Consider the following 26,198-nt stretch of genomic DNA (forward strand, 5'->3'; position numbering starts at 1 on the left):
AGAGCGCCTCGAAGCACCTCGGGGCGCAACACCGCGTCACGGACGTCGTTACAATGGAACGCACACCCGCCAAGCAAGATCGGCGGGGAGATCCCCCGAACTCTGGCGACCGAGGTTTCGCGCCCTCCGGTTTGCCTTGAACGACCGTCGCGAAAGGGCGTACGTGGCAGCCGCAGAAACCGCAACCCGACGCTCCAGCTCCGCCGCGAGCGCCGCCAAGACCACCAAGGCGACCGCGGCCGGCGAGGCCGAGGAGAAGCCGAAGCGCAAGACGACCGCTGCGGCAGCGAAGAAGCCCGCAGCCGGCGCCAAGGCCCCGCGCAAGACGGCCGGCAAGGCCGATCCTGCCGCGAAGGGCACCGCCAAGAAGGACGGCGACGACCCCGAGGACATGGAAGGCGCTCCTGGCGCCGAGGACCTGGTCGAGGACGTCGAGATCGTCGACGAGCCCGTCGTGGACGAGCCCGAGGAGGCGGAGGACCCCGAGAACAAGGGTGACTTCGTCTGGGACGAGGAGGAGTCCGAGGCCCTGCGCCAGGCGCGCAAGGACGCGGAGCTCACCGCCTCGGCCGACTCGGTCCGCGCCTACCTCAAGCAGATCGGCAAGGTCGCCCTCCTCAACGCCGAGGAGGAGGTCGAGCTCGCCAAGCGCATCGAGGCGGGTCTCTACGCCGCCGAGCGCGTGCGCCGCTCCGAGGAGGAAGCGGAGAAGCTCACGCCGCAGCTGCGCCGCGACCTGCGCTGGATCGTCCGCGACGGCGAGCGCGCCAAGAACCACCTGCTCGAGGCGAACCTCCGCCTCGTCGTGTCGCTGGCCAAGCGCTACACCGGCCGCGGCATGGCGTTCCTGGACCTGATCCAGGAGGGCAACCTCGGCCTGATCCGCGCGGTCGAGAAGTTCGACTACACCAAGGGCTACAAGTTCTCCACGTACGCCACCTGGTGGATCCGTCAGGCGATCACCCGCGCGATGGCCGACCAGGCCCGCACCATCCGCATCCCGGTGCACATGGTCGAGGTCATCAACAAGCTCGGTCGCATCCAGCGCGAACTGCTCCAGGACCTGGGCCGCGAGCCCACCCCGGAGGAGCTCGCCAAGGAAATGGACATCACGCCCGAGAAGGTGCTGGAGATCCAGCAGTACGCGCGTGAGCCCATCTCGCTGGACCAGACGATCGGCGACGAGGGCGACAGCCAGCTCGGCGACTTCATCGAGGACTCCGAGGCCGTCGTCGCCGTCGACGCCGTCTCGTTCACGCTGCTGCAGGACCAGCTGCAGTCCGTGCTCGCGACGCTGTCCGAGCGCGAGGCGGGCGTCGTCCGGCTGCGCTTCGGCCTCACCGACGGCCAGCCGCGCACCCTGGACGAGATCGGCCAGGTCTACGGCGTCACGCGTGAGCGCATCCGCCAGATCGAGTCCAAGACGATGTCGAAGCTGCGTCACCCGTCGCGTTCGCAGGTTCTGCGCGACTACCTCGACTAGGTCTTACCCAGACATACGCAGACAGCCCCGCACCGGTTCGGTGCGGGGCTGTTCTGTTTGTGAAATCGAGCGTCTCCGCATTCGACTCAGGCATGCCGTTCGAGCCATCAGCGCGGCCCTCGAGAGGCGGTCGGAGAGGCCTGAAGCGACCATTCGAGCGGAATTTGATCACGGTTCCGCGTCCGAATCGTGGGACGTTCGTGACCTGTTCGCGGAGGGCGGACAAGGGCAACCGATATCACACTCCCGGTCGCACGCAACCGACCGGATGGCCCGAACACACTGCTCCACCAGCGGGTTTTCGGTTGCGCAGCGTGCGTGTCAAGACGGTGAACCGGTAGCAAACTCATGTGTGAGCGTGCTGCAGGCGGGTAAATCGCATAGTGACGCGAGTCGCCACGTACACGGGAACACTGACTATCGCCGAAACGTCTGTCAGAGTGGAGCCAGCGAGCACCGCGCACCGGCCAGGGGCGCTGTGGTCGCAGCTTGGTAAGAGGGCACCGAAACACACCGTTTCCGGTGCTGGGACGGAGGGAGATCCATCATGACTGCAGCACTCACCCGCCCCGAGTTGACCGCTGCCGACCGCTGCGACCGCTGCGGGGCTGCTGCCCAGGTTCGCGCCGTTCTCCCGTCCGGGGGCGAGCTGCTGTTCTGCGGGCACCACTCCCGCGCACACAGCGAAAAACTGCGCGAGCTCGCTGCTGAGATTCAGCAGGGCTGACTTCCACCCCACCTAGCCGCTCGGGGCGGAGACCTTCTGGGTCTCCGCCCCCTTCGCTTTCTAGATGGCGTCCAGCACGGGCTCGAAGGCCAGCTCAGCCGCTCCTACGAGCTTCGCGTCACGGCCCAGGGGTGAGGTCACGACCTGGGTGCCGCCGACAGCGCGGGAGACGAGGCTGCGGACCTGGACGGCGGAGCTCACCGCGTCGACGACGGAGGCCGGCAACGCGGTGTAGAGATCGCCGAGCACGACCAGTTCCGGGCCGAGGACGTTGACGATGTTCGCGAGCCCCAGGGCGAGCCAGCCGGCGAACTCGTCGAGCACCGACGGGTCGTCCAGCGCCCGCAGCGCCGCGACGACGGCGCCGCGCGGAGCGTCGTCGGGAAGGCCGAGCGCCCGGCACAGCGCCGGTTCGCCCACCTCGGTCTCCCAGCAGCCGTCACAGCCGCAGTAGCACCGCCGCCCGGCCGGGTTGACCACCATGTGCCCGAGCTCGCCCACGTAGCCGCCGGAGCCTCGCAACGGCTGCCCGGACAGGATCACTCCTCCGCCGACGCCGACGTCCGCGGAGATGTAGACCATGTCCGAGGACTCGCGGGCCGCGCCGCGCACGTGCTCGGCCAGGGCACCGAGCTCCGCGTCGTTGCCGACCTGGACGGGCAGCTTCAGCACCGCCTCCAGGCGTTTGCCGAGGGCGACACCGGTCCAGTGCAGGTTGGGTGCCTCGTGGACGTGCCCGTCGGCGCGTCGCACGACGCCGGGCACCGAGACCCCGACCCCGACCGCGGTGACGTCGAGGTCGTCGGCCATGAGGCGCGCCGACTCGACGATGTGCGTGATGACCTCCCCCGGATCACGCGTCCGGTGCAGGTTCCAGCTGTCCCGTCCGAGGATCTCCCCGCCGAGGCCGACGAACCCCATCGCCACGTGTTCCACCCGCACGTCGATCGCGATGACGACCGCGGCGTGCGGCTGGGGCAGTACCAGCAGGGATGGGCGGCCCGCTCCGCTGCGCAGAGCGGGCACGCGTTCGGCGACCACGCCGGCTTCGGCGAGGCCGTCCACCAGGGCCTTGATCGTGCTGCGGTTGAGCCCCAGCTCAGCCGCTAGCGAGGCCCTGGTGGACGGTCCGTCGACGTGCAGGCGGCGCAGCAGCGCCGTCCTGTTGTGCCTGCGGATCTCATCGGGACGAGTGCCGGACGTGGGTCCCGTCACCGCGTCATCGAGCCGCGGTGGCCGCCCGGCGGCGGGACAACGCGTCGACGCTCGCGGCGAGCAGCAGGACGAGGCCGGTCACGATGAACACGACGGCGGCGGGCTGCTTGAGCAGGCCCATGCCGTTCTGGATGATCGCCAGCACCGCGCCACCGATGACCGCGTCGCGCAGGCGGCCCTTGCCGCCGAACAGCGACGTGCCACCGATGACCGCCGCACCGACCGACAGCAGCAGCGTGTTGCCGCCACCGGCGTTCGGGTCGACCGAGCCGACCTTCGACGAGTACACGATCGCGCCGATCGCGGCCGCCGAGGAGGCGATCACGAACACGCTCATCCGGATGCGCTCGACGTTGATACCGGCGCGGCGGGCGGCTTCCTTGTTGCCGCCGACGGCGTACACGTGGCGTCCGTAGCTGGTGCGGTCGAGCACGAACGTGCCGATCACGAGCAGCACCAGCACCAGCGGCACCACGTACGGCACGCCCTCGATCACCACGAGGTTGCTCGGCGCGCGGTTCAGCGACAGCGCGTAGGTGATGACGGCGGCCAGCACCGCGAGGGCGCCGATCTTGGCCATCACCAGCGACGTCGGCTGGGCCACGAGGCCCCTGCGCAGCCGCGAGAAGTGCCGCGTGAGCACGACCGCCGCGTAACCGCCGACGGCGACGACGAACAGCACCCAGGAGCCGACGAAGTTCAGGTTGCCGTTGGCGACGTTGAAGATCGTGTCGTCGCGCAGGCCGAGCGTGCCGCCGTCACCGATGAACTGCAGCACGACACCGCCCCAGACCAGGAACAGCGCCAGGGTCACGACGAACGACGGGATGCCGACCTTCGCGACCAGGAAGCCCGTGATGGAGCCGATGGCCGCGCCGACGCAGACCGCGAGCAGCATCTCCAGCCAGGCGTTCGCGGGGATGCCGACGGCGGCGATGACCAGGGCGATGGCCGACAGCGCGGCACCGGCCCAGATCTTCATGATCGACGCGAGCACGATCGCGAGCACCAGCAGGCCGCAGAACACGTAGAACACCGTGTCGCCCATGCCGCCGAGCAGGTTGCCGTTGTTGATGAGGTGCAGTGCCATCACGGCCGCCGTCACACCGGACGCGGTACCGGCGGACAGGTCGATCTCGCCGAGCAGCAGCACGAACACCAGGCCCATCGCGATGATGGTGATGCTGGCGCCCTGCTGGAGCAGGTTGGCGAGGTTGCCGAGGGTGAAGAACGTGGGGGACAACGCGCTGAACACGATGAGCAGCACGACGAGCCCGAGCAGCGCGGGCAGCGAGCCGAGCTCGCCGCCGCGGACCCTGGCCCAGTAGTCGCGCACCGCTTCGCCCGTGGACTGGGACGTCGTGTCGATGCCGAAGTCGGAGATGGCGCCCTGCGGCGGGGTGTCCTGCGCAGGCGTCTCGGTGGTGTCGGTCATGCTGCCCTCTTCGGAACTCATCAGATCGTCGCCGCCTCGGGGCGGGCGATGCCCAGGTCACCGGAACGTCCGGCCGTGATCAGCTCGACGACCTGGCCGTGCGTGACGTCCTTGGACCCCACTACGGCGGCCATGCGTCCGAGGTAGAGGCACGCGATCTTGTCCGCGACCTCGAAGACGTCGTTCATGTTGTGGCTGATCAGCACGACGCCCAGACCCTGCTCCGCGAGCCGGCGGACCAGGTCGAGGACCTGCCGCGTCTGCGCGACGCCGAGTGCGGCCGTGGGCTCGTCGAGCAGCACGACCTTGCTGTTCCACAGCACGGCCTTGGCGATCGCCACGGTCTGGCGCTGGCCACCGGACAGCGACGAGACCTGCGTGCGCACCGACTTGACCGTGCGCACCGACAGCGAGGCCAGCGTCTTGCGCGCCGCCTGCTCCATGTCGGTCTCGTCGAGCAGACCGCCCTTGGTGCGCTCGCGGCCGAGGAACATGTTCTGGACGATGTCCAGGTTGTCGGCCAGTGCGAGGTCCTGGTAGACGACCTCGATCCCGAGATCCGCGGCGTCGCGCGGGCCCTTGATGTGCACCGGCTCGCCGTTGAACAGGACCTCACCGGAGTCGGTGGGGTGGATGCCCGCGATGCACTTGACCAGCGTCGACTTGCCCGCGCCGTTGTCACCGACGAGGGCGGTGACCTCGCCGGGGTGGACGTCGAGGTCGATGTCGTGCAGGACGTGCACGGGACCGAAGCTCTTGTTGATGCCGCGCAGCTCGAGAATCGGCTCGCTCACTGGGTTTTCCTCCGTGGTTACACGTGACGAGAGGCGGGGTGCGTCGAAGCGCACCCCGCCCTCGTCGCGAGCGGTCTTACTTGATGCCGAGCTCGGTGCAGGCGGCCTGGGTGTCGGCCACGCAGATCTCCGACGCCTTGACGAAGCCGGCGTCCACGACGGACTTGACCTTGTCCTTCGTGATCAGCTGGGCGGACAGCAGGACGGACTTGACCTTGCGGTTGCCCTTGCTGTCGTCCGTCGAGCCGGACGCGAGCGCGTCGGCGGCGGCGGTGTCGCCCTTGGCGAGGGCGCCGGCCAGCTTGGCGGCGGCCTCGGCCTCGTCCTTGATCGGCTTGAAGACGGTCATGTACTGGTCACCGCGGAGCACGGCCTGCAGGCCGTCCGGGGTGGCGTCCTGACCGGTGACCGGGACCTTGCCGTTGAGGCCGACCTTCTTGAGGATCGTGATCACGGCGCCGGCGAGGCCGTCGTTCGCGGCGACGACGCCGTCGACCTTGCCGCCGTTGCCGGTCAGGATCTGCTCGAAGACCTGACCACCCTTCTGGTTGTCCCAGTTGTCGATCGGCTGGGACTGGACCAGCTTGAGCTTGCCCGAGTCGTAGAGCGGCTTGAGGACCTTCTGCTGGCCCTGGTGGAACAGGGTCGCGTTGTTGTCCGTCGGCGCGCCCTCGATCTCGATGACGTTCGCGCCCTGCGGGGAGGCCTTCATCGCGTCCGCGAGACCCTGGCCCTGCAGCTCGCCGACCTTCACGTTGTCGAACGACACGTAGTAGGACGAGGTGCCACCGGTGTTCAGGCGGTCGTAGTCGATGACCTGGATGCCCTGGGCCTGCGCCTTCTTGGCGACGGAGGCACCGACCTCGCTGTTGGGCGTGGCGATGATCAGGACCTTGACGCCGGCGTTGATCATGCCGTCGGCCAGGGTGCTGAACTTCTGGACGTCGCCCTGCGCGTTCTGGATGTCGGGGTCGAGCCCCTCCTTCTTCAACGCGGCCTCGAGGAGCGGCTTGTCGAAGCCCTCCCAGCGCGCGGAAGAGGCGGTCTCGGGCAGGATCACGCCGACCTTCGCGCCCGTGCCGCTGCCAGAGTTCGTTTCAGAGGTTCCTCCGGTGCCGGAGGACGTGTTGGCGCCGCACGCCGAAACCGCCAGGGCGAGGCCCGCGGTAACGGCGATGGAAGCGAGAGTCTTGCTGCGCATCCGCCATCCCTTTCACTGCGCTGTGTCACAGAGAATGTTGTGGCGCACAACGTATGCCCGACATATGCGTGACCGGAACCACACTGGATCGATTAAGTCGCAACGATGCGGTAACCGTGCCGAAATTTAGTCACGGAGAGTCGTGAGAGCGTTACCACCGCGCTACCGATTACAACGGCGAGATATCGGACATCGCCCGCGGCGAACACCCGGCCGTCACCTCCCGGACATCCCTAGGTTGGGTGCATGACCGTCGACAAGGAAGCCGCCGAAAGACTGGCGCACTCGTTCGGCGCCGAGGCGGCGCGCTACGACCGCACCCGGCCGGCCTACCCGCAGGAGCTGATCGACAGGCTCGTCGCCGCGAGCCCAGGGCCTCGGGTGGTCGAGGTCGGGTGCGGCACCGGCGTCCTGTCGCGGCAGCTGCGCGCGGCCGGCATGGACGTGCTCGGCGTGGAGCACGACGAGCGGATGGCGGAGTTCGCGCGCGGCGCCGGAGTGACCGTCGAGGTGTCGAAGTTCGAAGCCTGGGACCCGGCTGGTCGCGAGTTCGACGCCGTCGTCGCCGGGCAGTCGTGGCACTGGGTCGACCAGGAGGCGGGTCCGGCGCACGCCGCTCGGGTGCTGCGGCCGGGCGGGGTCTTCGTGGCGCTGTGGCACGTGTACGGGACGCCGGAGCCGATCGCCGACGCCTTCGTCGCGGCGTACGAGAAGCTCGCGCCGCGGCCGCAGTACCGGATCGGCCATTCCTACGAGGAGGCGTTCGAGTCCTACCTGGCGGGCTCCGTGCGCACCGGCGAGGCGTTCGCCGCCACCGGCGCGTTCGCGCACGCCGAGCAGTGGCAGGCGGACTGGGAGCGGACCTTCACGACGGCCGGCTACCTCGACCTGATGCGCACCATGAGCCCGATGGCCCTGCTCAGCAGCGAGCAGGGCACCGCGCTCCTCGACGACGTCGGCGGCGCGATCGACGCGATCGGCGGCGAGTTCACGATGCGCTACAGCACGCTGGCCGTCGCCGTCACGCGCACCTGACTCAGCGCTACCAGGAACGCAGCGTCGCGATCCGCTCTTCGAGCTGTTCGATCGTGGCCATCGCCGTGGGCGGCCCGCCGCAGTACTCGCGCAGCTGGTTGTGGATCTTGCCGTGCGGCTTCTTCGTGCGGTGGTGGTGCATCGCGACGAGGGTGTTGAGCTCCTTGCGCAGCGACGTGAGGCGTTCCTGCACGCCCACGGGCCGTGCCTCGCGCACGGCGACCTCGGGCTTGGGCCGCTTGGCGGCCGACGCCATCTGCTCCTCCTGGCGCTGGAGCAGCAGGGTGCGCACCTGGTCCGGTGCGAGCAGACCCGGCAGACCGAGGTACTCCTGCTCCTCCTCGGAGCCGGCGTGGGTCGGGGCGCCGAACGACGAGCCGTCGTAGATCACCTGATCGAGCTCGGCCGTGGTGCCCAGGGCCGTGAAGGCGCGTTCGTCCTCGCCGGGCTCGTCCTTGACCGCGTTGGCCGCGGCCATCAGCTCGTCGTCCCAGCCGTCCTTGTCGCGGTGGGGCTTGCCCAGGACGTGGTCGCGTTCGGCCTCCAGCTCGGACGCGAGCTGCAGCAGCACCGGTACCGAGGGCAGGAACACGGTCGCCGTCTCGCCGGGCTTCCGGTTGCGCACGAAGCGCCCGATGGCCTGGGCGAAGAACAGCGGGGTCGACGACGACGTCGCGTACACGCCGACGGCGAGCCGCGGCACGTCGACGCCCTCGGACACCATGCGGACGGCGATCATCCAGCGTTCGTTCGTCGCCGAGAACTCGGCGATCTTGCCGGACGCCTTCGGGTCGTCGGACAGGACGAGCGTGGGGATCTGGCCCGTGACGCGCTCCAGCACCTGCGCGTAGGCCTTCGCGACCGTCTGGTCGGTGGCGATCACCAGTCCGCCCGCGTCGGGCAGGCCGTTCTCCCGCTTCTGCGTCAGGCGCTGGTCGGCGGCGCGCAGCACGGACGCCATCCAGTCGCCGGCCGGGTCGAGCGCCGTGCGCCACGCCCGTGCGGTCTGCTCCTGTGTCAGCGGCTCGCCCAGGCGTGCCGTGTACTCCTCGCCCGCGCTGGTCCGCCACGACGCCTCACCCGAGTACGCCAGGAACAGCACGGGCCGGACCACGCCGTCGCGCAGCGCGTCGGCGTACCCGTACGTGTGATCCGCCTTGGACGTCTTGAAGCCGCCGGAACCCTCTTCGTAAGTGACGAACGGGATCGGCGAGTCGTCGGAGCGGAACGGCGTGCCGGTGAGGCACAGGCGGCGCACCGCCGGCGTGAACGCCTCGCGGATCGCGTCACCCCACGACTTGGCGTCACCGCCGTGGTGCACCTCGTCGAGCAGCACGAGCGTCTTGCGGTTCTCGGTGCGCACCCGGTGCAGCGTCGGATGAGCGGCGACCTGTGCGTACGTGACGGCCACACCGTGGTAGTCGCGGGAGGTCATCGCGTTGGTGTTGCGGAAGTTCGAGTCGATGTGGATGCCCTGCTCGGCCGCCGCCTTCGCCCACTGGTGCTTGAGGTGCTCGGTGGGCGTGACGATCGTGACGGCCTCGATCGTCCTGTCGGCCAGCAACTCGGCGGCAACGCGGAGCCCGAAGGTCGTCTTGCCCGCACCCGGCGTCGCGACGGCGAGGAAGTCCTTGGGTTTGACGGCGAGGTACTTGGTCAGCGCGCGCCGCTGCCATGCCCGCAGCGGTCGCATTGCTGCTGTCGCTGTCACAGACGTGTTTCTCCTCATTTATGCAGGTCAAACATGGCAATACCCTCAGGCAGACCGTGGCCGAGGGCACTGCGACTCTACCTGTTCCGGGCGTCGATGCCGCGAAACGTGGCGGTATGCACCATGCTTGTCACTGCGATGGGTTCGCCTTCCGAGAACGACGCGCGCAGGTCCGGCCGCAAGGGGCCGCTGCGTCTACTCGCGCGCACGCTGTCGAAGGCATGGCAGGGCAACATCTTCTCAGAAGCCGCCGAAGCCGCGTTCTGGCAGACGCTGTCGTTCCCCCCGCTGCTGCTCGGCGTGCTCGGCTCGATGGGCTGGATCGGCACCTGGTTCGGCCCCGAGATCGTGCTCTCCGTCCAGGAGAAGATCATCGGGTTCACCCGGACGATCTTCAGCGCGGACGTCGTCAACGGCGTGATCCAGCCGACCGTCGCGGAGATCCTGTCGACCGGCAAGGGCGAGATCGTCTCCATCGGTTTCCTGATCTCGCTGTGGGCGGGGTCGTCGGCCATGTCGTCGTTCGTCGACGCGATCACGGTCGCCCACGGCCAGTACGGCGTGCGCAACGAGGTGTGGCAACGGTTCTTCGCGCTGCTGCTCTACCTGGTGTCGCTGGTGGCGCTGGTGGTCGGCCTGCCGGTGCTCGCGCTGGGCCCGGACATCCTGCCGGAGCTGTTCCCGGCGTCCTGGCAGCCGTACATCACGACGTGGGTCGGCCGGTTCTACTACCCCGGCGTGGCGCTGCTGCTGGTGCTCTCGCTGTCGCTGCTCTACAAGGTCGCGCTGCCGCGCAGGCTGCCGTACCACCGCGTGCTGCCCGGCGCGATCCTCGCCATGGCGTTCTTCATCCTGTCGTCCATCGGCCTGCGCCTGTACATCCAGTGGATCACCACCACCGGCTACACCTACGGCGCGCTGGCGACGCCGATCGCGTTCCTGCTGTTCGTGTTCTTCATCGGCCTGGCGATCACGATCGGCGCGTACTTCAACAGCGCCGTGCAGGACATGTGGCCGGCCCGCATGACCCGCCGCCAGCGCCGCCGCTGGCGCAGGCTCGAGATGGAGCGCGCGGCGTCCCGCATCCGCGAGGAGACCGCCGCGCCCCAGCAGGAGAACGGCGCGGAGTACTCGGCGCCCTCCCCCGCCGACACGCAGCTCACGACTCCGCTGGAGATCCAGGAGCAGCGGTCGCACTCGGAGGAAGAGAAGCAGCGCGGCTAGTCGGCCGTCACCTCGTAGTCCTCACCAGGGAAGTCCTCGGTGAGAACCGGGCACACGATCTCCCTGCGCAGGATCCCGGAGAGGAAGCTCAGCATCGTTCCCTCGTACGTCCACCACTCGTGGACGGTCGTGACCACCACCGGCCACTCGTCCGGCTCGCCGTTCGTGAGCCAGCAGAGGAAGTCGTTGTTGTCGGTGACGCCCCAGGGGAGCAGGCCGCCGGACTCGGGGTACAGCGGATGCGGCACCGCGTCGGGGAGGTCCGCCCGCAGCGCCCGCCAGTAGCCGAGCGTCCGTTCCGCGAACTCCCGCAGGTCGGACTCGTCGTCCTTCTCGCTCACGACGTGGAAGACGCCCATGAAGCCGTCGATGGACAAGGCCGGGTAGTTCTCGGCCAGCACCCTGTAGTCGGCCGGCAGCGCGGTGCCGAGCCGGGACTCGACCGCCGGCCAGTCCACCGCGGGCGCGGGCGTCCCGACGTCCCCCAGCACGGCGCGCCAAGAGGCAAGAAGATCCACGTCACTCCCCCACACCGGTTCGAGACAGCAACGCCCGCCGCCTCGAGTCGTCTCGAGGCGGCGGGCGCCGGAAGGCTTCTGGGGGCGACTAGTCGCCGTCGCCGCCGGGCGGGAGGTTCTCGTAGATCTTCTTGCAGTCCGGGCACACCGGCGAACCGGGCTTCGGCGACCGCGTGACCGGGAAGACCTCTCCGCAGAGCGCGACCACATGCGTACCCATCACGGCGCTCTCGGCGATCTTCGCCTTGCGCACGTAGTGGAACATCTTCGGCGTGTCGTCCGAGGACTGGTCGGTCTCATCCGGCCGTACGTCGACCTCGGGAAGAGTCTGGGTGCTCACCCGCCCAGGGTACCTGGGATGATGTCCCCTCGTGACCACGCTGCACATCGCCGATGAAGTTGCCGCCGCCCTCGCCGAGAACCGGCCGGTCGTCGCGCTCGAGAGCACGATCCTGTCCCACGGCCTGCCCGCGCCGCGCAATCTGGCCGTCGCCGCACGCCTGGAGAAGGTGGTGCGGGAGGCAGGCGCCGTCCCCGCGACGATCGCGGTGCTCGATGGCGTCCCGCACATCGGCCTGACCTCCGCCGAGCTCGACCGCGTCTGCAACCAGGGCGACCTGGTGAAGCTCTCGCTGCGCGACCTGGGGCCCGCCTACGCGCTGGGCCGCAGCGGCGCGACGACCGTCGCCTCGACCACGGCCCTCGCCCACCAGGCGGGCATCCGCGTCTTCGCGACCGGTGGCCTCGGCGGCGTGCACCGGGGCGCGCGCGAGACGTGGGACGTGTCCGCCGACCTCGACGTGGTGGCGACGACGCCGGTGCTCATCGTCTGCTCGGGCGTGAAGTCGATCCTGGACATGGGCGCGACCCTGGAGGTCCTGGAGACACGTTCGGTGCCGGTCGTCGGCTACCAGACGTCCCGCTTCCCGGCCTTCTACCGCCGCGAGTCGGAGTTCGACGTCCCGTGGCGCGTCGAGACGGCCCGGGAGGCCGCCGCCGTCTTCGCCGCGGGAGGCCGCGGCATGCTGCTCGCCAACCCGATCCCCGCCGCGTTCGAGATGGACTCCGCCCTGCACGACCGCCTGCTCGCCGAAGGCCTGCAGAAGCTCGTCGACGCCGACGTGCGCGGCAAGGACGTCACCCCCGTTCTGCTGGAGCACTTCCACACCGCGAGCGAGGGCGTGAGCCTCGACGCCAACGAGGAACTGGTCGTCAACAACGCCTCTGTGGCCGCCGCCGTCGCCGTCGAGCTGTTCCAGTGAGGCCGGTGGTCGTGGTCGGCGACGCGGGCCTCGACGTGGTGGCCCGCCACGCCGGCCCCATCGCCCACGGCGGCGACGTCCGCGCCAAGGTCACCATCGAACCGGGCGGGGCGGGCGCCAACACCGCGGTGTGGCTCGCGGCCTGCGGCGCCTCGCCGGTCCTGGTGGCCCGTGTCGGCGCCGACTCGGCGGGCCGCCAGGTGCACTCCGAACTGACCACGGCGGGTGTCCAGTGCGCCTTCGCGGTCGACCAGGAGCTCGCCACCTGCTGCGTGGTCGTCCTCGTCGACGAGGACGGCCAGCGCTCGATGCTCCCCGACCGCGGCGCGAACGCCCGCTTCTCCCCCGAGGACCTCGCACCGGGCCTGCTCGCCGAGCCCGACGGCCACCTGCACCTGTCCGGCTACGTGCTGCTCGACGCCACCTCACGCCCCGCAGGCCTGGCCGTGCTCGACGCGGCCCGCGCCGCGGGCTGGACGACGTCCGTGGACCCCCAGGCAGCCGTCCTGATCCACTCGGCCGAGGCATTCCTGGCGGACGTGCGCGGTGTCGACTTCCTGCTCCCCAACGCCGACGAGCTCCTCGCCCTCACCGGCTCCTCGGAACCTTCGTCGGCGAAGTCGCTGCTCTCCCACGTCGGCACCGTGGTGGTGACCTCGGGTCCGGATGGCGCGACGTGGGTCGACGCCGACGAGCTGATCTCAGTTCCCGCTGAAGTCACCGAGTGCATCGACTCGACGGGAGCGGGCGACGCCTTCGACGCGGGTTTCCTCGCCGCCTGGCTGTCCGGCGCATCGAAGCGCGACGCCCTCCTCGGCGGCGTCCGCGCGGGCTCTCGCGCGGTCAGCGTCGTCGGAGCCCAAGCACCCCGCTGACTCCTGGCTCCACCGGCATGTCGGCTGCCGGCTGGTATACCGGTCGCCTCGACCTGCGGTTTTGCGTTACCGGATGCAAAAAACGTTTGCGGACGACGACAAACGACTCATTGCAAAGGGCTGGACGGCGGCGATCCGCTGGCCGGGCAGAGCGGATGCGGGACGGTCAGCCGTCGATGACGGTGGTGCTCTTCGGGGCGATGGCGCGGCGCTCGACCTCGTAGCGGTTGGCCTTCTCGGCCTTGCGCGGCGGCCGGTCGTTCGCGATCAGCACGGCCATCCAGGGCAGCGGCACGGACAGCACGATGAAGAACAGGGCCAGCCACCAGATGTGGGCGAACAGCGCCGCGAGGATGAGGCACGGGAACCGCAGGCTCATCATGATCGCGTACTTCCGGCGCCGGGCCGCGTGCTGCTGTTCGTAGGACGGAGCGGCCTCGGTGATCAACACCGCGGTGTCGTTCCGGTCGGGACTGCTCACGACACCACCTCGTCCAACTCCATCGGCTACGCCTTCCATAGTCCCACGTCCGAGTGACGCCGGGGACGGCCGGTCGGCGGTTAACATCCGCGGGTGGTCGCCCTTGATCGCCTCGTGGACGTGCTCGGCAGCCTGGGCACGCACCTGGCCTGCGCGCCGAGAGGGCGCGACGCCGAGCTCCGCGGGGTCGCGCTGCACGATCCGGCGGAGAACACACCGGCGACCGCGGGCGACGTGCTGCTCGGGCTCGGTACGCCGTCGGTCGCGGCGGCGGCGCGGCTCGTGTCCTCCACAGTGGCGTCCGCGGTGGTCCTGCACGGCAGGCCGCCGCTCGACGAACGGGTGGTCGCCGCGGCCAAGAAGTCCGGTGCGGCCGTGCTGCTCGTGGATCCGTCCGTGCCGTGGAGCCAGCTGGCGAACGTCACGCAGACGCTGGTCAACGGCGGTACGCGGACCGGGGACCTGTTCGGGCTGGCCGACGTGATCGCGGGCGTGGTGGGCGGGCCGGTGACGATCGAGGACCAGCAGTCCCGCGTGCTCGCGTACTCCTACCGCCAGGAGGACGTCGACCCCGTGCGCGTGCAGACGATCCTCGGGCGGCGGGTGCCGGAGGAGGCCCGGCGGGCGCTCGACGAGTTCGGGGTGTTCACGCACCTCGCGTCTTCGGACGAGCCGATCTTCGTGCCCAAGCTGACCCCGCAACTGGGCAACCGGCTCGTCGCCGCGGTGCGGGCGGGCCGTGAGCTGCTCGGGTCCGTGTGGGTCGAGGTGACGGGGCCGGTGGACGCCGCCCGGAGCGCCGCGTTGGTCGACGGTGCGCGCACGGCGGCGTTGCACCTGTTGCGGTCGCGCGCGTCGACGGACCTCGAACGCCAGGCCGAGGCCGATCTGGTGATCAGGCTGCTCGACCAGCCCGAGTCCGCCGACGTCGCGCGCCTCGGGCTGCCGTCCGCGGACCTGCGGGTGATCGCGGTGCAGGCCCACGCGGGCGAGGGCGAGCACGGTGCGGCGGTGCTCGCGTTCCAGCGGGCGACCGCCGGTTTCGGCTGGTCGCGGCCTGGGCGCAGCGCACTGTTCGGCAACGTCCTCTACACCGTCATCCCGGCCGCCGACGACGCCGTCGCGTGGGTGCGCTCGCTGGTGCGCGAGCTGCCCGCGGAGGCGACGGTGCTGGCGGGCATCGGAGGGCCGGCCGAGGCGGCGCAGCTGCCGACGTCGCGGCAGGAGGCGGATGAATGCCTCGCGCTCTCCACCGGTGTACCGGTTGTGTACGACGACGCGTGGGCGCAGGTCCTGCTGCACCGGCTGGCCGCTGTCGCCGAGGCCGGACGCCTGCCGACCCGCGGACCGATCTCCGACATCCTGCGGCACGACGCCGAGCACGGGACGCAGTACGCGACGACGTTGAAGTCCTGGCTGACGGCTCAGGGGGACGTGCGCGCGGCGGCCAGGGAGCTGAACGTGCACCCGAACACGTTGCGGTACCGCATGCAGAAGATGGCCGAGGTGACGCCGCTCCCCCTCGACGATCCCGACCAGCGGCTCGCGATGGCCATCGCCCTCCGGATCACGCGCTGAGTCCTGGGGCGTGAAAGCATCTCCACCCGTGCACCCCGATCTTTCCGCTGAACTGTGCGCCCGTTTGCGCGAGGCCTTCCTGAACACCGGCTACACCGCGGACGGCGTCGTCGACGCGCTCGGCCCGCAGGCTCACGCCGCACTCGGCCGCGGTGAGCCCGAACCCGCCCGCCGCGCGAGCAAGGACGCCGGGTCTCTCGGCACGCTGATCCGCATGTTCCTGCTCGGCGACCACGAGCCCGAGCAGGACGTCCGCAAGGCGCTGGACGGTGTCGACATCGACGACGCCGTCAAGAACGAGGTCCTGTCCCCCGTGTCCGGCGCGACCAGCCTGAAGGCCGGGCTGGACGTGCGGCCGTACGAGGACAACTGGTGGGTCGTCGCCGACCTCGACTCCGACCTGCGCGGCGGCGCCGTGCCCGAGGACCACGTGCTCGGTGTCGGCCACGCGTCCATCAGCCTCGCCCGCGCGACCAAGCGCACGCCCGTCGGCACGCTGCTCGACCTCGGCACCGGCTGCGGCGTCCAGGCGCTGCACGCCAGCACGCACGCTCAGAAGATCACCGCGACCGACCTGTCCGAGCGCGCATTGAGGCTCGCGCAGGGCACGTTCCGCCTGAACGAGCTCGACGTGGAGACGCTGCAGGGCGAGTGGTTCGGGCCGGTCCGCAACCGGCGGTTCGACCACGTCGTGTGCAACCCGCCGTTCGTCGTCGGCCCGCCGCGGGTGGACTTCGTCTACCGCGACTCCGGCCTCGGTGGCGACGACGCGTCGGCGCTGGTCATCCGGCAGCTGCCCGCCTTCCTCAACGAGGGCGGCGTCGGCCAGCTGCTCGCGTCGTGGGTGCACCGCAAGGGCGAGGACTGGGAGGAGCGCGTCTCCGGCTGGCTCCCGCGCGGCGGCATCGACGCGTGGTTCGTGCAGCGCGACATCGCCGAGCCCGCCCTGTACGTCGGCACGTGGCTCAAGGACGCGGGCGTCGACCCGCGCAGCCCCGAGGGCCGGCAGAAGGCCGCGGCGTGGCTCGACTGGTTCGAGGAGAACGACGTCCAGGGCGTCGGCTTCGGGTACGTGACGCTGCGGCGCACCGACGAGATGCACTCCCAGGTCATCTGCGAGGACCTGCGCCACGCCTACGACGACCCGCTGGGCCCGGAGGCGGCGCGCTGGCTCGACAACGTCGCGTGGCTGCGCGCCAACCCCGATCTGCTGGGCCAGCGGTTCCGGGTCGCCGACACCGTGCTGCTCGAGGAGGTGTCCGAACCGGGCGACGAGGGCTGGCGCAAGGTCGTCGCCCGGCTGCACCGCACCGATGGGCCCGGCTGGCAGCACGAGGTCGACGAGGCGACCGCCAAGCTCGTCGCCGGGTGCAACGGCGCGCTGCCGCTGGAGGACCTGCTCGCACTGCTCGAGTTCGCGTACGGAGAAATCGATGCAGAAGCGGCCTTGCCGATCGTTCGTGATCTCGTCCGGCACGGAATGTTGATTCCCGCGTGAAAGCAGTTGTGGCGCGCGTCACAGAAGCGAGTGTCGAAGTCGAAGGGGAGATCGTCGGCGCGATCGACGAGCCCGGATTGCTGGTGCTGCTCGGCGTCCACCACGACGACACGACCGAGCACGCCCGCAAAATGGCGCAGAAGCTGCATGGTCTGCGCATCCTCGACGACGAGCAGTCGTGCGAGTCCACAGGTGCTCCGCTGCTGGTCGTCAGCCAGTTCACCCTCTACGGGGACACCCGCAAAGGCCGCCGTCCGTCCTGGACGGCGGCCGCCAGGCCCGAGCACGCGGAACCGTTGGTGAACGCCGTCGTGCAGGAACTACGCCAAAAGGGCGCCCGCGTCGAAACAGGACGATTCCGAGCAGAGATGAAGGTACGGAGCGTGAACGACGGTCCGTTCACGGTGATCGTCGACCTCTGACTAAACGGTTCTCAGGTAATCCTCAGATTAGTCGCGCAACCGCTGTGACTGCGGTGACGTCTTCAGGTCATGGAAGTCGGGAACGAATTCGGAATCGTCTTCGTTACCCAGGTATCAGCCAGCTAGCGATGGGATCCCGAGCGGGCCCGCCGCAACCGGCAACCAGGGCGCAGCGCCGCGCCGCCTTGACCGCCACGCGCGACTGTCCTGACCGACAGCAGCGTCGCCCGCACCAGGGGGAGGGAGATCCATGACCGTCACGAGGATCTCCGACCGTGAAGTCGGAGAGAACACGCCCGCCGTCGTCGAGCACGAACTCGACGCGCAAGGACCAGCAGCCGACCTCGTTCGAGTCTACCTGAACGGGATCGGCAAGACCGCGCTCCTCACCGCCGAAGAGGAGGTGGAGCTCGCCAAGCGCATCGAGGCCGGTGTGTTCGCGCAGCACGTCCTGGAGACGGCCAAGCGCCTCACCCCCACGCGTCGCGACGAGATGGGGGAGCTCGTCCGCGACGGCCGCCGCGCCAAGGACCACCTGCTCAAGGCCAACCTGCGCCTCGTCGTGTCGCTGGCCAAGCGCTACACCGGCCGCGGCATGCCGCTGCTGGACCTGATCCAGGAAGGCAACCTGGGCCTGATCCGCGCGGTCGAGAAGTTCGACTACACCAAGGGCTTCAAGTTCTCGACGTACGCGACGTGGTGGATCCGCCAGGCGATCACCCGCGGCATGGCCGACCAGGGCCGCACCATCCGCCTCCCCGTCCACCTCGTCGAGCAGGTGAACAAGCTCGCGCGGATCAAGCGCGACCTGCACCAGACGCTCGGCCGCGAGGCGACGAACGAGGAGCTCGCGAAGGAAGCCGGCCTCAACGTCGACAAGGTCGCCGACCTGCTCGACCACGCCCGTGACCCGGTATCGCTCGACATGCCGGTCGGCACGGAGGAGGACGCTCCCCTCGGTGACTTCATCGAGGACTCGGACGCCACCGACGCCGAGAGCGCCGTGATCTCCGGGCTGCTGCAGGACGACCTGCGCCGCGTTCTCGCGACGCTGGAGCCGCGCGAGCAGGCCGTGATCCGGCTGCGCTACGGCCTGGAGGACGGCCAGCCCCGCACCCTCGACCAGATCGGCAAGCGCTTCGGGTTGTCGCGCGAGCGGGTCCGCCAGATCGAGCGCGAGGTCATGTCGAAGCTCCGCCAGGGCGAACGCGCCGCGAAGCTGCGGGCGTACGCCTCCTAGACCGGCAGGCGTCACGGTCGGGTCTCACCTGCCGAGCAGTATTGACTTGTGACTCAACTCACGGCACGGTCGGGCGTTACCAGAGCCACGCGACGCCCGTCGTGAGTCGGGTTAGCACGCGAAGGAAGGTCGGGACGGCCGGGGGCCGCCCCGGCCTTCCGCGTTTCGCGGCCACGCGAGGACGTCGTTGCGAAGAACACGGTGGACGGGGACCGGCAGGTCCCTTTGATGGCGGTACGGTTTTCTGATCCGAACTGCACACCGTTGGAGTTGTGTACCCCGTGCCCACCACATTCGAGTACACCGACGTCCTCCCTCTCGCGAAGGACACCGAGACCGAGTACCGCCTCGTCACCTCCGACGGGGTCAAGCTCATCGAGGCCGGTGACCGCAAGTTCCTGGAGATCGCCCCGGAGACGCTGACGCTGCTCGCGAAGGAGGCGATCCGGGACATCCAGCACCTGCTGCGCCCGTCGCACCTCGCCCAGCTGCGCAAGATCGTCGACGACCCCGAGGCCTCCGGCAACGACCGCTTCGTCGCCATGGACCTGCTGCGCAACGCCGCCATCTCGTCCGGTGGTGTGCTGCCGATGTGCCAGGACACCGGCACGGCGATCATCATGGGCAAGCGTTCGGAGACCGTCCTGACCGGCGGCGACGACGAGAAGGCCCTGGCCCGCGGCGTCTACGAGGCCTACCAGGAGCTCAACCTGCGCTACTCGCAGATGGCCCCGGTGACGTTCTGGGACGAGAAGAACACCGGCACCAACCTGCCCGCGCAGATCGAGGTGTTCCACAAGCCGGGCCAGGAACCCGTGTACGAGTTCCTGTTCATGGCCAAGGGCGGCGGCAGCGCGAACAAGACGTTCCTCTACCAGGAGACGAAGGCGGTGCTGAACCCGAAGCGCCTCGCGTCGTTCCTGGACGAGAAGCTGCGGTCGCTCGGCACCGCGGCGTGCCCGCCGTACCACCTCGCGGTCGTCGTCGGTGGCCTGTCCGCCGAGCAGAACCTCAAGGTCGCGAAGCTCGCCTCCGCCCGCTACCTCGACACGCTGCCGTCCGAGGGCTCCGCCGCGGGCCACGCGTTCCGCGACACGGACCTCGAGCAGCAGGTCCTCGAGCTCACCCGCAACTTCGGCATCGGCGCCCAGTTCGGCGGCAAGTACTTCTGCCACGACGTGCGCGTGATCCGACTCCCCCGCCACGGCGCGTCCCTCCCGGTCGGCATCGCGGTGTCGTGCTCGGCCGACCGCCAGGCCAAGGCGCGCATCACCGCCGAGGGCGTGTTCCTGGAGCAGATGGAGCGCGACCCGGCCCGGTTCCTGCCCGAGATCGAGGGCGAGGACCTGTCCGACGAGGTCGTCCAGATCGACCTCACCCGCCCGATGTCGGAGATCCGCGAGATCCTCACCAAGCTCCCGGTGAAGACCCGCGTCTCCCTGACCGGCCCGCTGGTCGTGGCGCGCGACATCGCGCACGCCAAGATCAAGGAACGCCTCGACGCCGGCGAGGAGATGCCGCAGTACCTCAAGGACCACCCGGTCTACTACGCCGGCCCGGCCAAGACGCCCGACGGCTACGCCTCCGGTTCGTTCGGCCCGACCACCGCCGGCCGCATGGACTCCTACGTTGAGCAGTTCCAGGCCGCGGGCGGCTCGCTGGTGATGCTCGCCAAGGGCAACCGCTCCAAGCAGGTGACCGACGCCTGCTCGTCGCACGGCGGCTTCTACCTGGGCTCGATCGGCGGCCCGGCGGCGCGGCTGGCGCAGGACTGCATCCGCAAGGTCAAGGTGCTCGAGTACCCCGAGCTGGGCATGGAAGCCGTCTGGAAGATCGAGGTCGAGGACTTCCCCGCGTTCGTCGTGGTCGACGACAAGGGCAACGACTTCTTCGCGGAGACGTCCACGCCGACCCTGCAGATCAGCTTCCGCCGCTAGCTCTCCCGAGACCCCCGATCAAACAGTACGGTTGTCCCGTATTCGTTCGATCGGGGGTTTCGCGTTGATCCACCCCGTCCAGGTCACCTGTCCGGCAGGAGCCGAGGACCGGCAGCGGGGCACCCGGTCGTCTGGGCCGATCCGGAGGAGGTCCCCGGCAGGCTCCGGTTCCACACCTTCGACGCCGTGGGCAACCGCGTCGAGTTCCTCGGCGGACGCCTGACAGGACCGTCAGCGGGCCAGCAGCCAGTCCAGGGCGGCCGGGGCGTGGGCGAGGACCGAGATGTGGCCGTCGTCCGCGGTCAGGCGGAGTTCGGCGCCGGGAATCCGCGCCGCGAGCCAGCGGCTGTGCGAGGCCGGGACCACGCCGTCGCGCTCGCCGTGCAGCAGCAGGGTCGGCACGCGGATCGACGCGGGGTCGAAGCCCCAGGGCGTGACGTAGGCGAGGTCGTCGTCGATCAACGGGGCGGGGCCACCGGCCAGCGCGGGACCGACGACCTCGCCGAACCACGACCACGGGCCGTCGAGCGCCTCGAGGTCGGCGGGAGTGAACTCGGGGTCGTAGGGAGCACCGGACGCCTCGTGGGCCTCCTTGGCCGCTCGACCGGCCGCCGCGGCACGAAGTGAGGCCTCGCCTGAGGCGATCATGCCGGCGAACCAGTCGAGGCCGGTCGCGTCGAAGGGGGCCAGCGACGCGCCGGCGACGACGGCGGTGACGCGGCCGGGCAACAGGGCGGCGCACGCGAGGGCGTGCGGTGCGCCGCCGGAGTGACCTACGACCGCGAACTTCGAGATGCCGAGCGAGTCGGCGATGTGCGCCACGTCAGCGGCGGCGGAGGCCACCGGCCGGTTCGGGACGGCGGTGGAGCCGCCGTAGCCGGGTCTGTCGTAGGACACCCAGCGGATGCCGGGCCTGAACAGCGGTTCCGGCGGGAGACCGAGGTTGGGTGTCCCGTGGTGCCAGAACACCGGGACACCTGTACCCACGTCGTATACACGCAGTACGCGGTCGCCGTGCGCCAGGTCGACAGGCTGTGGATCCACGGGTCAGCCGGTTTCCTCGCGGGATTCGAGGACCAGGCGGCGGTTGCCGAGAGGCGCGTCCAGGCGGACGGTCAGCGGCACCTGGCGGACCTCCTGGGTGCACAGGGTGCCCGGAGGCTGCTTGGTGATCGTGACCAGCGTGATCTGGACGACGTCGGCGGACTGGCCGGTGATCTCGGCACGCGCCTCCTTGCAGCCGCCGCCCACGCCGAAGACCTCGACGTCCCGGCCGTCGCCGAAGACGTAGGCCTCGTCGCGGTAGGTGTCTGACAACGATGTCGTGTCGACCTTGTCCGGCGCCACGGGCGTGACGCCGGGCGGGACGACGGGCTTCTCCTCCGAGATCGACACCGGAGGCTGGACGGGAGCGGTGGGGTTCGCGCCGGACGAGCCGGGGGTGCCGCTCGAACCGGGCGCGCTGGTGCCCGTGGGCGTGGCGCCCGGCGAACTGGAGCCGGGCGCGCCGGACTGCGTGCCGGACGAGCAACCGACGAGCACGACGGCGAGAGCAACGGCAGCGACGGCGTTTCTCATGCGCACCATCCTCGCAAACCGGGACACGAAGTCCCTGTCAAATGTCTCGCGATGTGTCCGGTGGAATTTTCCCGGACGGGTCCCCAGAAACAGGTCCGCAAGGAGAGATGCCCGGCCGGCGGGGCAGTTGCCGACCGGGCACCTGGGGGGAGGGAGGTCTACTTCTGTTCCTGCCGCGACGTCAGCACGACCGTGCGCTCACCGAGGGGTTCGGACAGCTGCACCGTCAGGGGTGGGAAGCGGATGTCCATAGTGCACATCTGCTTGGTCAGCGGCAGCGTCTCGAGCAGCTCGATCTTCACCGTGGAAGCGTTCTGCTCCAGCACGGACGCGCTCGCCTTGCCGCATCCGCCCTCCTGGGCCACGACTCCGACGGTCTTCCCGTCGCCCTGCGTCCACACGGTGCGCGGCTGATCCGGCGCGAGCGCGTTGGCGTCGAGCTTCGTCACGGGTTTGCCGTCCGGCGGCACTTCTCCGGGTGCGATGTTCGGGGGCACCTCGGAGGAGGAGGTGGCGATCGGCAGCTCCTGACCGCCACCTGCTCCTGTGCCCGCGTTCTGCGCACTGCCACAGGCCGAGATGACCAGCAGCAGGACGCCAGTGCCAACTACGGTTCCTATGTGCCTCATGTGAAGAGGACGGAACCGCGCTCAAAGCCGGTTGCAGTGACTTCTCTTCACAGTTAGCGGCTAACGGCCGCTACAGCCTCTCGCAGAGCTTCCAGCCGTGCCGCGGACGCGAGACCACCGTGGTAGAGGTGGAACTCCTCCACGCCTGCGTCCTGGTACGCGAGCCACTCCTTCGACAACGCGGCACCGTCGGCCGGCTTCGGCGGCAGCCCCAGCACGTACGCTGCGATCCGCGTGTCCGGCGCGACGGAACGAAGGGCCTCGATGCCGGGGACGGCGATCTCCGGGCCGGGCCAGCACATCGTGGTCAGGACGTCGACGTCGGCGTCGACACCACCGGCCACGGTCGCGAACGGTCCGGTGCCCCAAGGATCCGCCGTCACGTGCATGCCGATCCGGATCGACGGCGCGGCGGCGCGGATCTCCGCCACCAGCCTCTGCCGCAACGACCGCACCACGCCGGTGCGCACCGCTTGAACGTCTTCCGCGAGCGCGCCCAGCGCTTCCTCGACGCTGGACGCGCCGCGATCGACCCCGGCCCGGACCGCTTCACGCAGGGCATCCGGGTCGGCGTGCAGGGCGGTGCAGGCAGAGCAGAAGCACAGTGACAACAGCTTCTGCTGCACCGCGTTCCAGTCCGTGCCGTCGGTCTTCTCGTGGTGCCCGCCGTGGAAGAACCCCAGCGGCCCGCAGGCCTCCAGGATGATCCCGTCCGGCGCGCCGAGGTCCAGCACCTCGGACACCAGCACCGACGTGTACTCGACGACGTCGGGCTGCGCGGTGCACAGCGCGTACGGGTAGCGATCCCCGAACGCGTTCACCACGGTCACGTCCGGGTGCAGGTCACCGAGGCGCGAGTTGTGCGTCAGCACGGTCCACGCGTAGACCGGCAGGCCGGCGGCCCGGACCAGGGCCGCCGCGGCGCCGAACGAGTCCGGACCGTCCATCCAGGACGGTTCGGCGGGCACCAGGCGGCCGTACTTCGACTCCCGCACCGGCAGGTAGAACGCCGCGTGCCTCGCATCGACCATCCGGTGCGAGGGATGAAGCGGCGTCGCGGCCCGCACGGTGTGATACGACGCCGCGAGGGCGATCGCGTCGACGCCGAGGTCCTGGTACCGCGCGACGGCGTCGGGGTCTCCGACCAGGTCCCACGGATAAGCGTGGACAACCGACTTCACCACCGGGGGCGCTTCCTCTCGTAACTCGGGTCGAACTTCTGCATGTAGCCCGTGTCGTCACGAGCCGTGATGCCGCACCGGACGTAGTTCTCGGCCATGCGCGCCAACGCGTCGCGGTCCAGCGACACACCGAGTCCCGGCGTCACGGGAACCGGCACCGCACCATCCACGAAGGACAGCACGCCTGGCTCCACGACCTCGTCCGCGGCGTTCCACGGGTAGTGGGTGTCGCACGCGTAGTTGAGGTTCGGCGTCGCCGCCGCCAGGTGCGTCATCGCGGCCAGCGAGATGCCGAGGTGCGAGTTCGAGTGCATCGACAGGCCGATGCCGAACGTCTGGCAGATCATCCCCAGCTGACGCGACCGCTGCAGTCCGCCCCAGTAGTGGTGGTCGGACAGCAGCACCTGCACGGCGTCCTGCCGCACGGACGGCTTGAGGTGCTCGAACGCGACCACGCACATGTTGGTGGCCAGCGGCATCGGTGCCTGCGCGGCCACCTCCGCCATCCCGGAGATCTCCGGCGTCGGGTCCTCCAGGTACTCCAGCACGCCGTCGAGCTCCGCCGCGACCTTCAGCGACGTCGCCGTCGACCAGGCCGCGTTCGGGTCCAGCCGCAGCGGGTGGTCCGGGAACGCCTCGCGCAGGGCGCGGATCGCCTCGATCTCCTGCTCCGGAGGGAAGACACCGCCCTTGAGCTTGATCGACCCGAAGCCGTACCGCTCGATCATCTTCGTGGCCTGGGCCACGATGCCGGCCGGATCGACCGCCTCGCCCCACTCGTCCGGCTCGGCGCCGGGATGTCCGTCCCACTTGTAGAACAGGTAGGCCGAGTAGGGCACGGACGACCGGACCGCGCCGCCCAGCAGGTCGTGCACCGGGCGTCCCAGCGCCCTGCCCTGGATGTCCAGGCACGCGACCTCGAACGGCGAGTACACGCGGTCGACGGTGCTCTCCGCCGTGATCTTGCCGGTCAGGCCGTGCTTGTCCGGTCCGGCCTCGCCGCCGAGCGCGGCGGCGACCCTCGCGTGCATCTCGTTCAACGCGAAGACGTCGAGGCCGATCAAAGAGTCCACAACGGACCGTGAGCGCTCCAGGTGCCCGAGGTCGCCGTAGGTCTCCCCCAGTCCCGAAATGCCTTCGTCGGTGTGCACCTCGACGATCGTGCGCAGCGCCCACGGTTCGTGCACGCCCGCCGAATTGAGCAGTGGCGGGTCCCGGAACGCGATCGGTGTCAGGACGATCTCGGTGATCTTCATGCGGGACGCCCTCTCAGCTCAGCAGGGCCTTGCCCGCGGCGATGATCTTGTCGAGCGCGGCCAGGTGCTCGTCCAGCGGGTCGATCAGCGGCGGCCGCACGCCGCCGACCTCGAGACCGTTCGCGCGCACCGCGGCCTTCACCAGGGCGACCGCGTAGCCGGGGACCTTGTCCCGCAGCTCGACCAGGGGCTTGTAGAACTCGAAGAGGAACCGGTTCACGAGCTCGGTGTCGCCGGACTGCACGGCGTTGTAGAAGCCGATCGAGATCTCCGGGGCGAAGCAGAACACCGCCGACGAGTAGAGCTCGACGCCGATGGCCCGGTACGCGAGCTGCGTCATCTCCGCGGTCGGCAGGCCGTTGAAGAACTGGAACGGCTTGTCAACGTTGGCACGGACGGACAGCACGATCCGCTGCATCTGGTCGAGGTCGCCGAGACCGTCCTTCAGGCCCACGACGTTCGGGATCCGCGCGACCTCGACCGCGGTCTCCGGCGTGAACCGCGCGTTGTTGCGCTGGTAGACGATGATCGGCAGTTCGGTGGCACCGGCGACCTCGGCCACGTACCGCACGAGCCCGGCGGCCGGGTTGGTCACCAGGTACGGCGGCAGCAGCAGGATGCCGTTGGCGCCGGCGCGTTCCGCCGCCTGCACGAACTGCTTGGTCGACGCGACCGAACCGCCCGCCCCGGCGAACACCGGCACCTTGCCCGCGGTCGCCTCGACCGCGACCGCCACCGCTCGCTCGAACTCGCCCAGCTCCAACGCGTGGAACTCGCCGGTGCCACAGGCGGCGAACACCGCGCCCGGCCCGGCGGAGACACCGTGCTTGACGTGCTCGGCCAGCACGTCGTACGCGATGTTCCCCTCGCTGTCGAACGGGGTCACCGGAAAGAACAGCACACCATCGAGTTGCATAA

The 26,198-nt window shown here is 69.8% G+C and carries 25 protein-coding genes; 11 read left to right on the top strand and 14 right to left on the bottom strand.

Translation table 11 applies throughout. The annotated features are described in order from the left end of the window. Positions 1 to 163 precede the first annotated feature (163 nt). Both ORI60_RS33850 and ORI60_RS33855 read left to right on the top strand, forming a co-directional pair. Positions 164 to 1,483: an RNA polymerase sigma factor gene (locus ORI60_RS33850; RefSeq protein WP_266042071.1), complete on the top strand. Its 1,320-nt coding sequence runs from the start codon at positions 164 to 166 to the stop codon at positions 1,481 to 1,483. Between the two features lie 547 nt (positions 1,484 to 2,030). Then, a complete protein-coding gene (locus ORI60_RS33855; protein WP_030464836.1) occupies positions 2,031 to 2,210 on the top strand; it encodes a hypothetical protein in 180 nt (59 codons plus the stop codon). Positions 2,211 to 2,270: 60 nt separating this feature from the next. On the opposite strand, the gene ORI60_RS33860 is transcribed toward ORI60_RS33855, so the two are convergent. The 4 genes from ORI60_RS33860 to ORI60_RS33875 all read right to left on the bottom strand — a co-directional run bounded on the left by ORI60_RS33860 (position 2,271) and on the right by ORI60_RS33875 (position 6,855). Then, positions 2,271 to 3,425 (bottom strand): ROK family transcriptional regulator, encoded by a 1,155-nt coding sequence (locus tag ORI60_RS33860; RefSeq protein ID WP_266042072.1) that lies wholly within the window; start codon positions 3,423 to 3,425, stop codon positions 2,271 to 2,273. A 4-nt stretch (positions 3,426 to 3,429) separates the two neighbouring features. Then, entirely contained in the window at positions 3,430 to 4,860 is a 1,431-nt protein-coding gene (locus tag ORI60_RS33865; RefSeq protein WP_266042073.1) for a sugar ABC transporter permease, read from the bottom strand. Positions 4,861 to 4,880: 20 nt separating this feature from the next. Next, positions 4,881 to 5,654, bottom strand: a complete 774-nt coding sequence (locus ORI60_RS33870) for an ATP-binding cassette domain-containing protein (protein ID WP_266042074.1) — start codon at positions 5,652 to 5,654, stop codon at positions 4,881 to 4,883. Between the two features lie 76 nt (positions 5,655 to 5,730). Then, entirely contained in the window at positions 5,731 to 6,855 is a 1,125-nt protein-coding gene (locus ORI60_RS33875) for a sugar ABC transporter substrate-binding protein (protein WP_266042075.1), read from the bottom strand. 246 nt (positions 6,856 to 7,101) lie between these two features. Here ORI60_RS33875 and ORI60_RS33880 point away from each other — a divergent pair, with 246 nt between their 5' ends. Beyond that, a complete protein-coding gene (locus ORI60_RS33880; protein ID WP_266042076.1) occupies positions 7,102 to 7,890 on the top strand; it encodes a class I SAM-dependent methyltransferase in 789 nt (262 codons plus the stop codon). 7 nt (positions 7,891 to 7,897) lie between these two features. Here the strand turns inward: ORI60_RS33880 and ORI60_RS33885 are convergent, their stop codons facing one another. Continuing rightward, positions 7,898 to 9,583, bottom strand: a complete 1,686-nt coding sequence (locus ORI60_RS33885) for a DEAD/DEAH box helicase (RefSeq protein ID WP_266042202.1) — start codon at positions 9,581 to 9,583, stop codon at positions 7,898 to 7,900. Positions 9,584 to 9,739: 156 nt separating this feature from the next. Between ORI60_RS33885 and ORI60_RS33890 the strand changes: the two genes are divergently transcribed. Continuing rightward, positions 9,740 to 10,825, top strand: coding sequence for a YihY/virulence factor BrkB family protein (locus tag ORI60_RS33890; protein ID WP_266042077.1), 1,086 nt, complete (start codon positions 9,740 to 9,742; stop codon positions 10,823 to 10,825). Here ORI60_RS33890 and ORI60_RS33895 read toward each other — a convergent pair. Together ORI60_RS33895 and ORI60_RS33900 are read right to left on the bottom strand one after the other, a co-directional pair. Further along, positions 10,822 to 11,343 carry an SMI1/KNR4 family protein gene (locus ORI60_RS33895; protein WP_266042078.1) on the bottom strand — a complete coding sequence of 174 codons (522 nt, stop codon included), beginning with the start codon at positions 11,341 to 11,343 and terminating at the stop codon, positions 10,822 to 10,824. The genes ORI60_RS33890 and ORI60_RS33895 overlap by 4 nt on opposite strands. Before the next feature lie 88 nt (positions 11,344 to 11,431). Further along, a complete protein-coding gene (locus ORI60_RS33900) occupies positions 11,432 to 11,683 on the bottom strand; it encodes a DUF3039 domain-containing protein (RefSeq protein WP_090006425.1) in 252 nt (83 codons plus the stop codon). Positions 11,684 to 11,714: 31 nt separating this feature from the next. On the opposite strand from ORI60_RS33900, the gene ORI60_RS33905 reads away from it, so the two are divergent. After that, complete coding sequence (locus ORI60_RS33905; RefSeq protein WP_266042079.1) at positions 11,715 to 12,605, top strand: pseudouridine-5'-phosphate glycosidase; 891 nt, start codon at positions 11,715 to 11,717, stop codon at positions 12,603 to 12,605. Beyond that, positions 12,602 to 13,480: a carbohydrate kinase family protein gene (locus ORI60_RS33910; protein WP_266042080.1), complete on the top strand. Its 879-nt coding sequence runs from the start codon at positions 12,602 to 12,604 to the stop codon at positions 13,478 to 13,480. The genes ORI60_RS33905 and ORI60_RS33910 overlap by 4 nt, the downstream gene beginning before the upstream one ends. A 166-nt stretch (positions 13,481 to 13,646) precedes the next feature. Here ORI60_RS33910 and ORI60_RS33915 read toward each other — a convergent pair whose 3' ends face one another. Next, positions 13,647 to 13,961, bottom strand: coding sequence for a DUF3099 domain-containing protein (locus tag ORI60_RS33915; protein ID WP_266042081.1), 315 nt, complete (start codon positions 13,959 to 13,961; stop codon positions 13,647 to 13,649). Between the two features lie 93 nt (positions 13,962 to 14,054). Here ORI60_RS33915 and ORI60_RS33920 point away from each other — a divergent pair, with 93 nt between their 5' ends. From ORI60_RS33920 to ORI60_RS33940, 5 genes are all read left to right on the top strand, one after another. Next, a complete protein-coding gene (locus tag ORI60_RS33920; RefSeq protein WP_266042082.1) occupies positions 14,055 to 15,539 on the top strand; it encodes a PucR family transcriptional regulator in 1,485 nt (494 codons plus the stop codon). Between the two features lie 28 nt (positions 15,540 to 15,567). Beyond that, on the top strand, positions 15,568 to 17,037 hold the full coding sequence (locus ORI60_RS33925) for a methyltransferase (protein WP_266042083.1): 1,470 nt from the start codon (positions 15,568 to 15,570) through the stop codon (positions 17,035 to 17,037). Beyond that, complete coding sequence (dtd, locus tag ORI60_RS33930; RefSeq protein ID WP_266042084.1) at positions 17,034 to 17,459, top strand: D-aminoacyl-tRNA deacylase; 426 nt, start codon at positions 17,034 to 17,036, stop codon at positions 17,457 to 17,459. The genes ORI60_RS33925 and dtd overlap by 4 nt, the downstream gene beginning before the upstream one ends. A gap of 250 nt (positions 17,460 to 17,709) precedes the next feature. After that, entirely contained in the window at positions 17,710 to 18,699 is a 990-nt protein-coding gene (locus ORI60_RS33935) for a sigma-70 family RNA polymerase sigma factor (protein ID WP_266042085.1), read from the top strand. Between the two features lie 272 nt (positions 18,700 to 18,971). Beyond that, positions 18,972 to 20,636 (top strand): fumarate hydratase, encoded by a 1,665-nt coding sequence (locus ORI60_RS33940; protein WP_416234534.1) that lies wholly within the window; start codon positions 18,972 to 18,974, stop codon positions 20,634 to 20,636. 231 nt (positions 20,637 to 20,867) lie between these two features. Here ORI60_RS33940 and ORI60_RS33945 read toward each other — a convergent pair whose 3' ends face one another. From ORI60_RS33945 to ORI60_RS33970, 6 genes are all read right to left on the bottom strand, one after another. Further along, on the bottom strand, positions 20,868 to 21,680 hold the full coding sequence (locus ORI60_RS33945) for an alpha/beta fold hydrolase (RefSeq protein ID WP_416234535.1): 813 nt from the start codon (positions 21,678 to 21,680) through the stop codon (positions 20,868 to 20,870). A gap of 3 nt (positions 21,681 to 21,683) precedes the next feature. Then, positions 21,684 to 22,214: a hypothetical protein gene (locus tag ORI60_RS33950; protein ID WP_266042088.1), complete on the bottom strand. Its 531-nt coding sequence runs from the start codon at positions 22,212 to 22,214 to the stop codon at positions 21,684 to 21,686. 158 nt (positions 22,215 to 22,372) lie between these two features. Beyond that, positions 22,373 to 22,843 carry a hypothetical protein gene (locus ORI60_RS33955; RefSeq protein WP_266042089.1) on the bottom strand — a complete coding sequence of 157 codons (471 nt, stop codon included), beginning with the start codon at positions 22,841 to 22,843 and terminating at the stop codon, positions 22,373 to 22,375. Positions 22,844 to 22,896: 53 nt separating this feature from the next. Beyond that, positions 22,897 to 24,027, bottom strand: coding sequence for a hypothetical protein (locus ORI60_RS33960; RefSeq protein WP_266042090.1), 1,131 nt, complete (start codon positions 24,025 to 24,027; stop codon positions 22,897 to 22,899). Continuing rightward, positions 24,021 to 25,280, bottom strand: coding sequence for a glucarate dehydratase family protein (locus ORI60_RS33965; RefSeq protein ID WP_266042091.1), 1,260 nt, complete (start codon positions 25,278 to 25,280; stop codon positions 24,021 to 24,023). Before ORI60_RS33965 ends, ORI60_RS33960 begins: the two co-directional genes overlap by 7 nt. 13 nt (positions 25,281 to 25,293) lie before the next feature. Continuing rightward, entirely contained in the window at positions 25,294 to 26,196 is a 903-nt protein-coding gene (locus tag ORI60_RS33970; protein ID WP_266042092.1) for a 5-dehydro-4-deoxyglucarate dehydratase, read from the bottom strand. Positions 26,197 to 26,198: the final 2 nt, after the last annotated feature.

It is taken from the genome of Lentzea sp. NEAU-D7 (genome assembly GCF_026242055.1).
In the GTDB taxonomy this organism is placed as follows: domain Bacteria; phylum Actinomycetota; class Actinomycetes; order Mycobacteriales; family Pseudonocardiaceae; genus Lentzea.